The sequence below is a fragment of the Yimella radicis genome, assembly GCF_054778255.1.
The window spans coordinates 1-15,011 of record NZ_BAAGZR010000006.1; the positions used below are offsets into that span (position 1 = coordinate 1).

Annotated in this window: 11 protein-coding genes; 4 read left to right on the top strand and 7 right to left on the bottom strand. The window is 66.0% G+C overall.

The window, feature by feature from the left end; genetic code table 11:
• Window positions 1-268: 268 nt before the first annotated feature.
• Both ACYU8W_RS03750 and fgd read right to left on the bottom strand, forming a co-directional pair.
• The gene (locus tag ACYU8W_RS03750; protein ID WP_499466762.1) at window positions 269-1,645 is read right to left on the bottom strand and encodes an aspartate aminotransferase family protein; all 1,377 of its coding nucleotides are present in this window, start codon (window positions 1,643-1,645) and stop codon (window positions 269-271) included.
• 308 nt (window positions 1,646-1,953) lie between these two features.
• Window positions 1,954-2,961, bottom strand: a complete 1,008-nt coding sequence (gene fgd / locus ACYU8W_RS03755) for a glucose-6-phosphate dehydrogenase (coenzyme-F420) (protein WP_499466763.1) — start codon at window positions 2,959-2,961, stop codon at window positions 1,954-1,956.
• An 89-nt stretch (window positions 2,962-3,050) separates the two neighbouring features.
• On the opposite strand from fgd, the gene ACYU8W_RS03760 reads away from it, so the two are divergent.
• Together ACYU8W_RS03760 and ACYU8W_RS03765 are read left to right on the top strand one after the other, a co-directional pair.
• Complete coding sequence (locus tag ACYU8W_RS03760; protein WP_499466765.1) at window positions 3,051-4,310, top strand: DUF4921 family protein; 1,260 nt, start codon at window positions 3,051-3,053, stop codon at window positions 4,308-4,310.
• Between the two features lie 223 nt (window positions 4,311-4,533).
• Window positions 4,534-6,372, top strand: a complete 1,839-nt coding sequence (locus ACYU8W_RS03765) for a phosphoenolpyruvate carboxykinase (GTP) (protein ID WP_499466767.1) — start codon at window positions 4,534-4,536, stop codon at window positions 6,370-6,372.
• Between the two features lie 58 nt (window positions 6,373-6,430).
• Here ACYU8W_RS03765 and ACYU8W_RS03770 read toward each other — a convergent pair whose 3' ends face one another.
• From ACYU8W_RS03770 to ACYU8W_RS03780, 3 genes are all read right to left on the bottom strand, one after another.
• Window positions 6,431-7,417 carry an NYN domain-containing protein gene (locus tag ACYU8W_RS03770; RefSeq protein WP_499466768.1) on the bottom strand — a complete coding sequence of 329 codons (987 nt, stop codon included), beginning with the start codon at window positions 7,415-7,417 and terminating at the stop codon, window positions 6,431-6,433.
• A 312-nt stretch (window positions 7,418-7,729) separates the two neighbouring features.
• The gene (locus ACYU8W_RS03775; RefSeq protein ID WP_499466770.1) at window positions 7,730-9,886 is read right to left on the bottom strand and encodes a M4 family metallopeptidase; all 2,157 of its coding nucleotides are present in this window, start codon (window positions 9,884-9,886) and stop codon (window positions 7,730-7,732) included.
• 199 nt (window positions 9,887-10,085) lie between these two features.
• Entirely contained in the window at window positions 10,086-10,799 is a 714-nt protein-coding gene (locus ACYU8W_RS03780) for an exonuclease domain-containing protein (protein WP_499466772.1), read from the bottom strand.
• A 124-nt stretch (window positions 10,800-10,923) separates the two neighbouring features.
• Between ACYU8W_RS03780 and gabT the strand changes: the two genes are divergently transcribed.
• Entirely contained in the window at window positions 10,924-12,270 is a 1,347-nt protein-coding gene (gene gabT, locus ACYU8W_RS03785) for a 4-aminobutyrate--2-oxoglutarate transaminase (protein WP_499466774.1), read from the top strand.
• Window positions 12,271-12,274: 4 nt separating this feature from the next.
• Here the strand turns inward: gabT and ACYU8W_RS03790 are convergent, their stop codons facing one another.
• Both ACYU8W_RS03790 and ACYU8W_RS03795 read right to left on the bottom strand, forming a co-directional pair.
• Entirely contained in the window at window positions 12,275-13,735 is a 1,461-nt protein-coding gene (locus ACYU8W_RS03790) for an SIR2 family protein (RefSeq protein ID WP_499466776.1), read from the bottom strand.
• Between the two features lie 106 nt (window positions 13,736-13,841).
• Window positions 13,842-14,345 (bottom strand): MarR family winged helix-turn-helix transcriptional regulator, encoded by a 504-nt coding sequence (locus ACYU8W_RS03795; protein ID WP_499466778.1) that lies wholly within the window; start codon window positions 14,343-14,345, stop codon window positions 13,842-13,844.
• A 118-nt stretch (window positions 14,346-14,463) separates the two neighbouring features.
• On the opposite strand from ACYU8W_RS03795, the gene ACYU8W_RS03800 reads away from it, so the two are divergent.
• Window positions 14,464-15,006 (top strand): YceI family protein, encoded by a 543-nt coding sequence (locus tag ACYU8W_RS03800; RefSeq protein WP_129626493.1) that lies wholly within the window; start codon window positions 14,464-14,466, stop codon window positions 15,004-15,006.
• Window positions 15,007-15,011 lie beyond the last annotated feature (5 nt).

Genomic DNA, 15,011 nt, shown 5'->3' on the forward strand with positions numbered 1-15,011 from the left:
ATGCGGCTTCACCAACATGGACAACTACCGAAGGCGCATCATGGTCCACATCGCCCTCACCCGAGGGCAGAGACCAGCAGCATGAAATCAGCACACGCCCCGCTCAAATGCGGAGAGCCAGTAAGGGGCGGACCCATGTGGAGCAGGTGCACCGTTCTGCAGATCCGCGGCAAGAGATGAAACGGGGCGGGTAGACGCGCGCGTCTACCGCTGTTGGAGAGAGATCCCGTCACCAAACGAGGACGGGACCACTCTGAACAACGGCTGGTCAGCCGACGGTGAGGTCGCGGGCCATCTCGTCGAACACCGAGACGTACGCGTCGATCGCCTCGTCGGTGTGGGTGATCGACAGCGTCCACTCCTCTTCACGACCCGGGGTCATGAAGATGCCGCGGTTCATGTTGTAGAGCCACGCCAGGTCGGCCAGCGGGCCGTTCTGGTGCTCTTTGTAGCTGGCGTAGTCGACGACCTTCTCCGGCGCGAACGTCACGCAACCCTTCGAGCCGATGCCGACGGCGTACCCGGGCAGGTCGTACTTGTCGACGACGTCCTGGCAGCCACCGACGATGCGGTCGTTGAGGTGGCCGAGGTGCCTGTAGGCGTCCGGGGTCAGCACCTCGAGCAGGTTCGCGCGCATGGCGGCGACACCCAGCGGGTTCCCGTTGTAGGTGCCGACCTGGTAGACGGTGCCGTCCTCGACGACCGACATGACCTCCTCGGAGCCACCGATCGCGCCGGTGGGCAGACCGGCGCCGAGACCCTTGGCGAGGGTGACCATGTCGGGCAGCACGCCGAAGCGCTCGGTGGCGCCACCGGCGGCGACCTGCAGACCGGTCTTGACCTCGTCGAAGATCAGCACGATGCCGTGCTTCTTGGTGATCTCGCGGACGGCCTCGAGGTAGCCGGGCTCGGGGAGCACGACACCGAGGTTCATCATGGCGGCTTCCATGATCACGCAGGCGGGTTTGCGGCCCTCCTTGTCGAGGGCGATGATGCGGCGCTCCATCGCCTCGGCGTCGTTGAACGGCACCGCGACTGTCATCTGCACCGTGGCGTCCGGGATGCCGGCGCCGTAGGGCAGCGACTTAAGGTTGTCCTTGTCGCCGATCTCGCCGTAGGGCACACCGATCGAGACCATGACGGTGTCATGGTGGCCGTGGTACGACCCGAAGATCTTCATCACGGTGTCGCGACCGGCGTATGCACGGGCGATGCGGATGGCGTCCATCGTCGACTCCGAACCGGAGTTCGTGAAACGCCACTTCGGTAGGTTCCAGCGGCGGGCGAGCTGGTCACCGACGACGATGGCGTCCTCGGTGGGTGCCGCGAAGTGCGTGCCCTTGGGGTAACGGTCGGCGATCGCCTTGCCGATGATCGGGTTCGCGTGACCCTGCACCATCGAGCCGAAGCCGTTGTGGAAGTCCCACATCTCGTTGCCGTCGACGTCCCACACGCGCGGGCCCGAACCACCCTCCAGGTAGATCGGCCACGGGTCGCGCAGCTGGTAGGACGACGCGACGCCGCCGGCGAGGTGCTTCTGCGCCCGGGCGTACATCTCCTTGGACTTCTGGGTCTTCTTGTCGAGCTTGGCCGCCTCGATCTCGGTGAGTTCGGCGATCCGCTCGGGACTGATCTCTACAGGCATGACAGTTCTCCAGCCGATCGGCCTGGCATCGGCGGCTGTGTCGTTCGGCTCCGACCGGCCTGGCAGCGGAGCAGGGCGCGTGAACGCGCGACCCCCACAGTACCCCGGACACTCACCCACGAAAGTTCGCAGAACGCGTCGAACGCAGCGCGGTCGCACGGCACGAGCGGACGCACTTTCTCGGGGAAGGGCGGGTACAGACCGTCCACCGCGTTGGCCATGCTTGCGCAGACAGTGCTGAAATCGGCGTGAGTTTGTGCCCTTCGCCCGACTCGGCGAAGGGCACAAACTCACGCGGATTCTGCTGGTCAGCCGAGGGAGCGCAGGGGGTCGGCCAGGTCGCGCTCGAACTGCTCCAGGAAGCGGCGCTGGTCGTGGCCGGGCGCGTGGAAGACCAGATGGTCGAATCCGGCGTCGACGTACGGCTTGACCTGCTCGAGCACCTCGTCCGGGTTCGAGGCGACGATCCACCGCTTGGCGACCTGCTCAATCGGGAGTTCGTCGGCCAGGCGCTCCATCTCGCGCGGTGAATCGACCGAGTGCTTCTGCTCGGGAGTGAGTGACAGGGGAGCCCAGAAGCGAGTGTTCTCAAGGGCATTCGCCGGGTCGGTGTCGTACGACAACTTGATCTCGATCATCTTGTCGAGGGCCTCGTAAGAACCCTTGCCCAGCTCAGCGCCCTCCTTCACCGCGGGCAGCAGTTCGTCGGTGTAGAGCGACATGCCCTTGCCGGAGGTGCAGATGAACCCGTCACCCATGCGTCCGGCGTACTTGGCGACGGTCGGGCCGCCGGCCGCGACGTACACCGGGATCCCGCCGTCGGGCACGTCGTAGATCGACGCTGAGTCGGTGCGGTAGTAGTCGCCCTCGAAGGTGACCTCGTCGCCCTTCCACAGTTGTCGCATCAGTCGGACGGCCTCACGTAGACGGGCGAAGCGCTCCTTGAACGGCGGCCACTCGCCCTCGAACCCGGTGGCGATCTCGTTCAGGGCTTCGCCGGTGCCGACGCCGAGCACGACCCGTCCCGGGAACAGGCAGCCCATCGTTGCGAACGCCTGCGCGACGACCGCGGGGTTGTAACGGAAGGTCGGAGTCGTGACGGACGTGCCGAGCGTGATGTCGCTGGTCTGCGCGCCCACGGCCGACATCCACGAGATCGCGAACGGTGCGTGCCCGCCGTCGTGGCGCCAGGGCTGGAAATGGTCGCTGACGAAGGCCGACTGCATTCCGTGTTGCTCGGCGGCGACGCCGAGGTCGACGAGTTCGCGCGGGCCGAACTGCTCGGCTGACGCTTTGTACCCGAGGGTGAGGGCCATGGGGTGCTCCTAGCGGGACGGTGGCAAGGCGGTGTCAAGGCGGTGGCGAGGTCTGACCCGAGTATCCCCCGCGGCCTAGGGTTGAGTGCATGGAGCCGTTGCTGCGACTGCCCGACGGCACCGTGAAGCAGATCAACCCGTTTTCCGGCACGGAGGTGTGGACGGTGCCCGGCCGCGGCAACCGTCCGCTGCCGTCGGTGCTGGACGACGTGCACTCGCTCACCGAACACGAGATCCGCAACCGGTGCGCGTTCTGTGAAGGGCGCTACCTGGAGACGACGCCGGAGCGCACTCGTTGGACCCGGGTCGAGTCCGGCTGGGTCGAGACAAGTGGCCTCACGGCGGACGAGGTGATTGCGGCGCCGGCCGAGTTCCGCCGGATACCAAACCTTTTCGAGATCCTCTCCTACGACTACTGGCACCTCAACCACGGGTACGACGGTGGTCCGGCGGCACTCGAACGCGAGGAGCACTACCTGTCGACGGAACTGGGTCGCCGGCACGTTCGCGACCTCGTCCGCACCCGGTTGAAGGCCAAGGGTGAGGAATCCGCCGACCTGGCCGACGACCTGCTGCAGAACGAGTCACGCGGCTTCTTCGCCGGCTGCCATGACGTGATCGTCGCCCGCCGGCACTACGTCGACGGCGCGACGCGCACCGACCAGCTCGCGTCGTCCGGCACGCTCAGCCCGCACGAGCACACCGCTTTCGTCCGGGCGACGGTCAGCAGTGCACGGCGGTTGTACGAGGGCAACCCGCACGCGCAGTACGTCTCGATCTTCCAGAACTGGCTCGCGCCCGCCGGGGCGTCGTTCGAGCATCTGCACAAGCAACTGGTCGCGATCGACCGCATCGGTGGTCGACTGCGCGGCGAGATCGCCAAGTGGCGCAAGGACCCGGAGATCTACCGCCGGTTCGGGCCCGACCTCGCGCGCACGCACGGTCTGGTCATCGCCGAGAACGAGCACGCGATCGCATTCGCCGGCGTCGGGCACCGCTACCCGGGCATCGACGTGTTCACCAAGGCCGACGGGCTGCCGTGGGAGTTGGGGGACGAGGTGCTGCGCGGCTGGTCCGATCTGGTCCACGCCTGTCATGCCGCGACCGGCGTGCTCGTACCCACGAACGAGGAGTGGCACCACCAGCCGCCGTCCGTGCCGGACGTGCGCATGCCGCTGCGGGCGGTCATCAAGTGGCGGATCAACAACCCGGCCGGATTCGAAGGCGGCACAGGGGTGTTCGTCAACACCATCGACCCGTGGACGTTGCGCGAGCGGCTGGTCGATCGACTGGGTGACCTACGGACCGAGGGTGTGTTGAGTGAGGTCGAACTCGGGTCGACCACCTGAGTGACAGCAACTGCTGACAAAGATCGGGCTTTGTCCTGCGCGAGCCAAGATGTTACCGCCGGGTAAGTAAATAGGACCCGCATCACACCGCCGCTGTCGGCCATGGCAGATTTGACCCCAGTACGGCCAACCCCAAGAAGAAGTACTATTCTGGGTAGTAGCTAGGACAATGACGTCCGACCGCGACGTCATGCCTCGCACCCGTTGAGAGGGAAGTGAACCGATGGTTGATGTGGCGGCGGCGCTCGAAGCCGGTGGCCTGACGAATCCCCATGTTCGCGAGTACGTCGAACACTGGGCGAAGATCACCGGCGCGGACCGCGTCGAAGTGGTCGGCGCCGAGGATGACGCGCGACTGATCCAGGAATGCCTGGACGCGGGCGAGCTCGAGCCGGCCGGGGAGGGCCTGTACTACTCGCGCAGCTACGAGAAGGACACCGCGCGCTCGGAGGAGCGCACCATCGTCGCCACGAACCGTGAGAGCGACAAGGGTGTCTACAACAACTGGCGCCCGGCGCAGGAGATGAAGCAGGTCCAGGTCGAGCGCATGACCGGCGCCTCGAAGGGCAAGACGATGTACGTCGTCCCCTACCTGATGTCGCCCCCCGGCGCTCCGCTGGAGAAGTACGCCGCCGGCGTCGAACTCACCGACTCGCGCACCGTCGTCCTGCACATGATCCGCATGGCCCGCGTCGGCGCCGACTACATCAACAAGCTCGCCGAGCCCGACCACTTCGTACGCGCCGTGCACGTCACCGGCGACCTCGAGAACCTCGGCCAGGGCACCGACGACGACCAGCGTTACTTCGTCACCGTCGCCGACGAGCGCACCATCCTGCACTTCGGTTCCAGCTACGGCGGCAACGCCTTGCTGGGCAAGATCGCCCACGGTCTGCGCCAGGCGGCGTACGACGGATGGGCCTCCAAGGAGTTCCTGTCCGAGCAGTTCATGCTGATCGGCATCAAGGACAAGGAAACCGGCAAGGAGTACCACATCTGTGGTGGCTTCCCGAGTGCCTCGGGCAAGACCAACCTGGCCATGATGCTCCCGCCGGACGCCCTGGGCGACCGTTACGAAGTCTCCTTCTACGGCGACGACATTGCCTGGCTGTGGGTCGGCGACGACGGCAAGCTCTACGGCATGAACCCCGAGTTCGGTGCGTTCGGTGTCGCCAAGGACACCAACGAGAAGACCAACCCGACGGCGCTCGCGTCCGTGGCACCCGGCACCGGCACGATCTTCACCAACGTCGCCTACAACGAGAAGACCCACGAGGTGTGGTGGGAGGGCAAGACCCCGAACACCCCCTCGGACGTCGAGGGCTGGCGTGACTGGCGCGGTCGCCTCATCTCCGAGCGCAGCGATGACGAGAAGAGCGCCCCGTGGGCGCACCCGAACAGCCGCTTCACCACGACGCTGGCCAATGTGCCGAACGTCGCGCAGGACTTCGAGGACCCCAAGGGTGTGCCGATCGACGGCATCATCTTCGGTGGCCGCACCCGCGACCGTGAACCGCTGATCCGCGCGATCGACGACCTCGCCGAAGGTGTGTACGACGGTCTGACGCTCGGCGCCGAGGCAACCGCTGCGGCCGACGGCAAGGAGGGCGTGCTGCGTTACGACCCGATGTCGATGCGCCCGTTCATGTCATACGGCGAGGGCGATTACGCCCAGCACTGGCTCGACATCGTCGGCGCCGTCAAGGACAAGCCGATCTTCGCGCACGTGAACTGGTTCCAGCGCAGCCAGGAGGACGGTCACTACCTGTGGCCCGGCTACCGCGAGAACCTGCGTCCGCTGCTGTGGCTGATGGCGCTGAAGAACGGCGAGGTCGACGGCGTCAAGACGCCGGCCGGCATCATCCCCAAGCAGGAGGAACTCAACCTCGAAGGCCTGGAGATGCCGCAGGCCGACCTCGACAGGATCCTGTCGATCGACGTGCCGCGCTGGCGCGAAGAGATGGGCTACCGCGAGGAGCACCTCAAGGCGTTCGAGCGTTTGCCGCAGGAGATCTGGGAAGCCCACCGCCGCGTCGCCAAGGACTTCGACGACGCCGAGTGACCTACACCGGTAGTCAACGAAAGTGGCCGTTCCTGCGGCCACTTTTCGTTTGCTCCCGCTACTCGGCGAATTCCTCGGCGACGTCCCAGAATCGGGTACGGAGCCGAAAACGGGTGGGCTCGCTGATCTCGTAGACACCGAGGCGACCGGACAGGTCGACCAGCAGCGCCCGGTCGAGTTCCGGCGGGATCGACGGCTTGCGCTCCAGCAGGTGAGCGCGCGCGCTCGGCGACGCCGAACGCATCCACGACGACACGACGGCCTTGCTGACCGCGGTGATCGCGGCCTCCTCGTCGGCGGTGACCAACATCGCCGGGTCGACCCGGTCGAGGTCGATCGGTACCGGAATTGGCGCCGGTCGGTCGACCCGCTTGGCGGGCATCTGTTTCGGGCTCGGGCGAGCGCCGATACTCGTGGGAGTAGGCGCCGCATCTACTTGCGGTTCAGCGGTTTCGGTGGCCGAAGGCTGCTCGGGGGCGGGAGCCGGCGTGGTGCGCACGAACACGGTGTCGTCGATGATCGACGGATCGACGAGTTGGACGTCGTCGGCCTCGCGCCACAGGTGCTTGGAGACACCGTTGGGGTTCCCGTCCTTGTCCGGCACGGCCAACACGATCACCTGGGCGCCGAGGTGCTGAGCTTCTTCCACTGCTTCGGTGAGATCGTCGTCGCCGCTGAGCAGATAGATGATGTCGACGATCCGGTTGCGGCTGTGGGTAGCGAGGTCGAGCCCGATGCGCAGGTCGACACCCTTCTGCTCGCCGCCGTACGACAGGCGTCCCAAGCGCAGTTTCACGCGCGGCAGCATGCCGATGCGTTCCTGCAGTTCGTCCGGGTTGCCACCACGCTGTCCGCCGGAGTCGTACCAGTTGACGCGCAGCAACGGCAGTCCGCTCAACCGTTCCGCCTGCGCGATGAGCTGCTCGATCAAACGCTGGTGGTCCACGACCACACCGGCACGCAACGAACTCCCCGAGACGCAGGTGGCGGTGGCCGCCAACAGGTATCCGGCATCGACGTACAGGGCGCAATAGGACCGGCTCATGACCCGACCCTAACGAGGCGGGTCGTCCGCCGTGTCGGGTTGGCCCGACCTCGAAACCGCCAGTGGACGGGAATGTGCTGCCCACCCCTGGGGAGGAGGGTTGGGTTCGTCAACGCAGACCGAGGGGAAAGACCGTCATCGTCTGGGGCGTGCTGGTCACTGCGCTGAACCTGGACGTCGGAGCGAAGATCTGGTGGCCGAGCAGGTTGCAGCACGTGCCGGATCGGGAATTGGTCTGACAGGCAAAGAAAATGGCGAAGTGGCCGGGTCCCCCGCGGACCCGGCCACTTCACGTTCAGCAGACGCGTTCGATCAAGCCTTGATCGAGACGTCGTCGAAGACGAAGCTCGTCTGGGCGGAGGAGTCCTCGGTGGCCGAGAACTTCAACGTGACCGACTGGCCCTTGTAGGCGGACAGGTCGACCGTGACCTGCTTCCACGCACCCTTGGTCAGGTTCGAGTACGAAGCAACCGTGCGGGCCGTGCCGCCGGACGGGGTCACCGTCACCGATGCCTTGTCGTACGCGGTGTACGAGGTGGTCTCGGACGAGTCCACGGACACCCAGTAGGTGAGGGTGGCCGAGGTGGACGTCGACGGGATGGTCACCGTCTGCTGCTCGTACTCCGAGGAGGTCGTACCGTTTCCGCCGAGCCACATCTTCCAGCTGCCGCTGTGCGCGGTGCGGCCGATGTTGTTCGTGATCGGTCCGCTGGTGCCGGTCCAACCGGTGCTACCGGATTCGAAGCTACCGTTGGTGACACGCTCGCTGCCGGTCGGCGTCGGGTCGGTCGGGCCGGGGTCGGTGGTGCCGGAGCAGGCCGCCGTGCCCTTGGGAACGGTGATCGCGTTGAACGCCTTCTCGACCGCGGTGCAGACCGCGCTGCTCGAGCCGTACAGCTCGATCGCCGACTTGATCGCACCTTCACGAGCTGCCCGGTAGTTCGAGCTCGTGGTGAGCTTGGTGGACAGGGTGCGGTACCAGACCTTCTCGATGTTGGTCCGTCCTGCGCCTGTGACCGCCGGTGCGCCACCACAAGTCGGCGAGTTGTAGGAGACCCCGTTGATCGTCTTCGAACCCGACCCTTCGGCAGCCATGTAGAACCAGTGGTTCAACGGGCCGGAGGAGTAGTGCGGGTCGACGGTGATCGTGCTGGAGGAGTAGCAGTCCAGGCTGACGCCGTCCTTGCTCGGCTTGTCCATGTAACGCAGCGGCGTGCCGTTGCCGTTGAGGTTGATCAGCTCGCCCATGTAGTAGTCGGGGTTGTCGGCGGGGAGAGCAGCGTGGAACTCGACGGCGACGCCGAAGATGTCCGAGGTCGCCTCGTTGAGGCCACCCGACTCCACGTAGCGGCCGGCGCCCGGGTTGCCGTAGTCGAGGTTCGCGGTGTTCTCGGTGACGCCGTGGGTCATCTCGTGCGAGGCGACATCGAGTTCGGTCAGCGGGGCAGCGTTGTTGCGGCCGTCGCCGTAGGTCATCTGGGTACCGTCCCAGAAGGCGTTGACGTAGCTGTTGCCGTAGTGGACGCGGCTACGAGCGCCGGTACCGTTGTTCCAGATGCCGTTACGGCCGAGCACGTTCTTGAAGTAGGCGAACGTGGTGTCGGCTCCGAACTGTGCATCGACGGCCGCCGACTGACGGCTGCTGGTGGAACCGGTGCCCCAGGCATCGTCGGAGTCGGTGAACTGGGTGCCGGTGCCGGAGGTGCCGTTGTTCATGTCCGTCGTGTAATTGCCGGTGCTCGGGTTGCGCAACTGGTAGGCGCCACCCGAGTACGTGGTCGACAGGTTCACGCTGCCGACGAACACGCCGCGACCGGTGCCGGCGTGGATGGTCTCGCTCGAAGAGACCACGGCGCCGGTCGACGCGTCGACCATCACGACCTGGCGGCTCGGGGTCTGGTTGTGCGCGACGCCTTCGGTGGTGACGGCGCGGACGAGGCTCGCGGTGCCGTCGGCGTGGAGGATGACGGCCTGCTCGGACTTCGTCGCCTTGACCTGCTTGAGCGCGCCGTCCTTGGTGCGCTTGGCGCTGTGGCCGACCGCTTTCTGGCGGGCGCCGGCGTCGGTGACCTTCGCGGTACCGGACGGCAGCGAGACCTTTGCCTCGACGTTCCAGATGGTGTCGACGATCTTGCCGCCCGCGTCACGCTTGACGATGAGGTCGCCGCCGATGACCTCCATCCCGGCGTAGGTGCGGTCGTAGCGGGTGTGCGTGGAGCCGTCCGGGTCGGTGATGACCGACTTGACGACCAGCTTCTCCTTGGCGCCGAGGCCGAGGGACTTCGCGGTGTCGCCGGCGGCCTTACCGGCCGCCGCCATCTGACCGGCGTAGGTGGCCGGGGTGACCGACATGGCGGCCGCGGGGGCAGCGGCCTTGGGGGCGGCGACGTTCGCCGCGTCGGCAGGTGTGCCGAGCGTGAGGGCGGCAACGGAACCGAGGGCCACGAGGCCGAGCGCTGTGCGCTTCATGTACTCCTCCTACGGAGCGGGAAAGGGAACGGCGTGCGGGGTGACACGCCGTTCGCTGAGGGTGCTCCCTGCGTCCGTTAGTAGGACAGCGGCTTTGACAAAGCTTGACCAAGGCAAGACGAAACCTTGATCGGAGACGTCCTCGCGCTGACCGTTTCCTTACCGATGAGGTGGGGTGCGCTTTACCGGCACCCTGCAGTTATGCCTGGGGGTTGTGCGGCACACCGTGTGCGTGAGCGCGGATGTTGTTCCAGCGGCGGCGCAGCTTCCACCGAAGACGACGGTAACGACGACGAAGCTTGCGACGCAACGGAATCCGGGCGTAAGGATCACGAATCGGAAGCGCGATGCGCTGGGTGTGGGCGTCGGTGAGTGCGTGGCGCAGCACCTCGACGAGCACCCGGACGTCGTCCTCGGCGTCGTGCGGTCTGGCCTGTGGGACGTTCCAGTAAGTGCACAGGGATTCGAGGGAGAACGTGGCCGCAGGAGTCTTCAGCGCGCGGGTCAGCTCGATCGTGCACAGGCGCTCGCGAGTGGGCAACGTCAAGCCGACGCGTTTGGCCTCGGCGGCGAGGAAGGCCCAGTCGAAACGTGCGTTGTGTGCCACGACGACACGATCACGGACGAGGTCGGCGACGGTCGGCGCGATCTGGGCGAACGTGGGCGCTCCGGCCAGGCGCTCGGAAGTGATGCCGTGGAGGTCGACGGGACCCGGATCGACGCCTGGATCGACCAACGTGCTCCAGCGTCGCTCGATCGACCCGGATGCATCGAGTTGGGTGACCGCGACCTGCAGGACGCGGTGGTGGCGCGGGTCGAGTCCGCTGGTCTCGACGTCGAGCACCGCGTAATTGTTTGGAAAGCGGCGACTCACCTCGACCGGAAGCGGTTCGGGGGGAGTCGTCGAGGTCATGGCACCACTGTAGGAGCACGGTCTGACAGTCCCGGGAGACAAGTCGCGGACGAGGGCATACCGTTGGCCAGGTCGGGCTCAAGAGTTCGACTTCGAAATGTCACCACGTTCGGGAGCCGTCACAATGTCCGAGTCACAGTCAGCGACCGTCGCGTCGATCCGTCAGTTGCGCACGCAGATCCCGGGGCCGAAGTCCCGTGAACTGCACGCTGCTCGCGAGAAGGCCGTCTCCAGCGGATTCGGTATCACCTCGCCGATCTTCATCGACCATGTCGAGGGTTCGATGCTGGTCGACGTCGACGACAACAAGCTGATCGACTTCGCGTCCGGTATCGCAGTGACCAGTGTCGGTGCGGCGAACCCGAAGGTCGCTGAAGCCGTTGCTGCACAAGCGAAGTCGGCGATCCACACCTGCTTCATGGTGACCGAGTACCAAGGCTTCGTCGACGTCTGCGCGAAGCTGAACGAGTTGACGCCGGGCGACTTCGACAAGCGCAGCGCGCTGTTCACCAGTGGTGCGGAGGCGATCGAGAACGCCGTGAAGATCGCCCGCGCCTACACCGGTCGCCCGGCAGTCGTCGTCCTCGATCACGCGTACCACGGGCGCACGCACATGACGATGTCGATGACCGCGAAGAACGTGCCCTACAAGCAGGGATTCGGTCCGTTCGCGACCGAGGTGTACCGGACGCCGACCGCGTACGGCTTCCGCTGGCCGAACGGGCGCGAGAACGCTGCGTCCGAGGCGCTGGCGATGCTGAAGGAGATGGTGCTGACCCAGATCGGTGCCGGCAACGTCGCCTGCATCGTGGCCGAGCCGATCGCGGGGGAGGGCGGTTTCATCGCTCCCGAGCCCGGCTTCCTCAAGGGTGTGCAGGACTTCGCGCGTGAGCACGGCATCGTGTTCGTCGCCGACGAGATTCAGACCGGATTCGCCCGTACCGGAACGCTTTTCGCCTCCGAGTTCGAGAACATCGAGCCCGACCTCATCACCACCGCCAAGGCGCTCGGTGGTGGAATGCCGATCTCCGCGGTCACCGGGCGGGCCGAGATCATGAACGCGGCGCCGGTCGGTGGCATCGGCGGTACGTACGCCGGGAACCCAGTGGCCTGTGCTGCTGCGCTCGCGGCGATCGAGGTCATCGAGAGCGATGACCTGGTCGGTCGTGCGAAACAGATCGAAGCGGTGGCGATGCCGCGGCTGGAAAGCTTCGTGCAGTCGTCCCCGTACGTCGGTGAGGCGCGCGGTCGTGGAGCGATGCTCGCGATCGAGTTCGTCACCGACGACGGCATCACCCCGAATGCGGATGCAGCCAAGAAGGTTGCTGCTCAAGCCAATTCGCAGGGCGTGTTGACGTTGACCTGCGGCACTTTCGGCAACGTCATCCGCCTGCTCCCGCCGTTGATCATCAGCGACGGAGAACTGGACGAAGGCCTCGACGTGATCGAGGAAGCGATCGACGCACTCTGAGCGATCAGAGTCGCAGGGCGCCTTTGAGTCCCTGCCAGGCGTGGCCGGTCTGTCTCTCGACCTCGCCGGCAATCTCGCGCACTCGTTGCGCAAGGTCGCGCTCGTCGATGGTCAGCTGATTATCGAAGCGTTCGTCCAGGACGCTGGTCGATGCCGACCAGGCATGCATGGCGACGGCGTCCAGGAAGATCTCGAGCACGCGTCCGGGGTCGTCACCCTCCCGGTCGACGCTGATCCAGTCGAGTTCGTCCTGCCAGAGCGCCGCCCGCGCCGGGTCGGGATGAAGACTCAGTACGGTGCCGAAGTTCGCGGGGCCGGCTGTCGGCCGCAGGTAGTCGCGCACCTGGTGCACCAGTCGCAGGACGTTGTCGTCGGTCAGCGATGCTCCGATGACCAGTAGGTGCGAGGTCAACAACATCGACTGGAACAGTGCACCGGCCGGGCGGTGCCGTGCGTCGTACGCCGCGAACTGTGAGCGGGTGAGCACGATGTCGTCCGGATGCTGCACATCGCCGTGCATCTTCAGCAGCCAGGGCCGTCCGTCGGTGCGCCGTTCGTACGGCAGCACCGCCAGGCGTATGCGGTGGTCGGCGGAACTCACCGCACGTTCGTAGAGATCGTCGTAGTTGGTGGTGGCCGACTGCTGAACCCGTAGCGCGGCGAGCAGCAGATGCGACAGCCCGGGACGCTTGACCGTCTTGACCTGATCGACGACCGCCGAGGCGAACTTCGGGTCGCGCCGCTGCAGCAACTCGGCCTGATCCAGCAGCGACAGTTCGCCGAACGACTGGGGCGTGATCGTGTCCGGCAGCTTCGCGGCCGCCACGATCCGGGCAACGAGGGTTCGCCAAGCCGGAAGTCCGGCACCGACGCTCACGCCTGCGCCGAGGAAGAGCGACAGTTCACCCTTGCGGGCGCGGGTGCCGAGGGTCTGCGCCAGGGAGAGCGCGGGCTCGTCCGGACGCCCGGACTGTGCGAACCCCGGGAACCATCGCGTCGGATCTCCGAGTCGGGCGTCCTGAAGTGCCTGGAAACGACGCTCGTCGATGGTCGTGAGCAGGATGTCGAGCACGTGATGCTCGGCGGCTTTCACCAGTACGTCGAGCAATCGGCCCTGGACAGAGCCGGATTCGTCGTCGAGCCCGCCACCGCCGACACCGAGCACCGGGACGGCGACCCGCGCCAGGCGGGTGTTCAGTGTCGCGGCGACATCGTCCAGACAAGCGGCGAGGTGCGCGACGAGCGCGTCAGCGTCCGAGCGTCCGCCGTCGGTGACGTCGACCCACCAGGTGCGACCGGTCCCGCCGAAGTGCTGTTCGTCGAAGCGTGCGGGCTTGCTGGTGTCGACGCCGAGCTTCTTCCATTCCTCACGCACCGAGAAGGTGGAGTCAGTGGGAAGGACGATCGCGTCGTACGCGACATCGGCCAGGTCGGCGTGCAGCAGGAAGAGGTGGCCCTTGAGCATGGGTCGATCCTGTCAAACCAGAGGGACGGTCGCCGGTCGGACGGAGAAGGTTCTCTACCGCTGAGAAGGTTCGATCACCTTCCGAGAAGGAGAAAACCTTCTCGGATCAGGAAACCTTCGTGTTCGGGTAGGTGACCTCCGGCCCGTCGATGCCGTCCAGGACCGTGCTGGTCGCGCGGCCCAGGGCCTCCAGCGATGATTCATCCAGGCGATCGAACAGGTGACGGCGCACCGTCTCGACGTGGCCGGGTGCGACCTTCTTGAGCGCGGCCTGACCCTCGGCCGTGATCCCGATCCAGGCACCGCGGCGGTCCTGCTCACAGTCGATACGGCTGACCAGTCCGCGTGCTTCCATCCGCTTGACCTGATGCGACAGTCGGCTGCGCTCCCAGAACATCCCGTCGGCCAGCACGGTGGCGCGCAACCGGCGGTCAGGTGCCTCGCTCAGTGCGACCAACACCTCGAAGTCGGGGAGTGAGAGTCCGCCGTCGGCCTGCAACTGCCGCGCGATCAGCGCGTTCAACTCGCGATGTGCGAGCAGCCATTGGCGCCAGACCTGCTGCTGTCGGTCGTCGAGCCAACGCGGCTCGGGTGTCTCGTTCCCGCTCATTTCCGGGCTCCCCTCGGCATAGTTGACATGTCAAGAATAGCACCCTATAGTTGGTGACACGTCAACAACAGCTGCGGCGTCGGCTCGGCCGCACCGCATTCAACAAGGAGCACTACATATGTCCGGTATCGACACGCTGAACGGCACCTACGTTATCGACCCGTCGCACACCCGCATCGGCTTCGTGGTCCGCCACGCGATGGTCACCAAGGTCCGCGGCTCGTTCAACGAGGTCGACGGCAAGGCCGTCACCGGTGAGAACCTGCAGGATGCGTCCATCGACGTCACGATCGACACCGCGTCGGTCGACACCCGCAACGCCGACCGTGACGGGCACCTGAAGAGCGCCGACTTCTTCGACGTCGAGAAGTACCCGACGATCACCTTCAAGAGCACCGACGTCCAGGCCAAGGGCGATGACCTCGTCGTCACCGGCGACCTGACCATCAAGGACCTCACCAAGTCGATCACCATCGAGTTCGAGTACGAGGGTGGGGCCACCGACCCGTTCGGCAACCAGCGTGTCGGCTTCGAGGGCAAGACCGTCGTCAACCGCGCGGAGTACGGTCTGACCTGGAACGCAGCCCTCGAGACCGGCGGCGTCCTGGTCTCCGACAAGGTCACCCTGGAGTTCGAGATTTCCGCGATTCGTCAGGCCTGATCCGC

Coding starts and splice junctions, on each gene's coding strand:
- ACYU8W_RS03750 (WP_499466762.1), bottom strand. CDS start 1,645: ATGCCTGTAGAGATCAGTCCCGAGCGGATCGCCGAACTCACCGAGATC.
- fgd (WP_499466763.1), bottom strand. CDS start 2,961: ATGGCCCTCACCCTCGGGTACAAAGCGTCAGCCGAGCAGTTCGGCCCG.
- ACYU8W_RS03760 (WP_499466765.1), top strand. CDS start 3,051: ATGGAGCCGTTGCTGCGACTGCCCGACGGCACCGTGAAGCAGATCAAC.
- ACYU8W_RS03765 (WP_499466767.1), top strand. CDS start 4,534: ATGGTTGATGTGGCGGCGGCGCTCGAAGCCGGTGGCCTGACGAATCCC.
- ACYU8W_RS03770 (WP_499466768.1), bottom strand. CDS start 7,417: ATGAGCCGGTCCTATTGCGCCCTGTACGTCGATGCCGGATACCTGTTG.
- ACYU8W_RS03775 (WP_499466770.1), bottom strand. CDS start 9,886: ATGAAGCGCACAGCGCTCGGCCTCGTGGCCCTCGGTTCCGTTGCCGCC.
- ACYU8W_RS03780 (WP_499466772.1), bottom strand. CDS start 10,799: ATGACCTCGACGACTCCCCCCGAACCGCTTCCGGTCGAGGTGAGTCGC.
- gabT (WP_499466774.1), top strand. CDS start 10,924: ATGTCCGAGTCACAGTCAGCGACCGTCGCGTCGATCCGTCAGTTGCGC.
- ACYU8W_RS03790 (WP_499466776.1), bottom strand. CDS start 13,735: ATGCTCAAGGGCCACCTCTTCCTGCTGCACGCCGACCTGGCCGATGTC.
- ACYU8W_RS03795 (WP_499466778.1), bottom strand. CDS start 14,345: ATGAGCGGGAACGAGACACCCGAGCCGCGTTGGCTCGACGACCGACAG.
- ACYU8W_RS03800 (WP_129626493.1), top strand. CDS start 14,464: ATGTCCGGTATCGACACGCTGAACGGCACCTACGTTATCGACCCGTCG.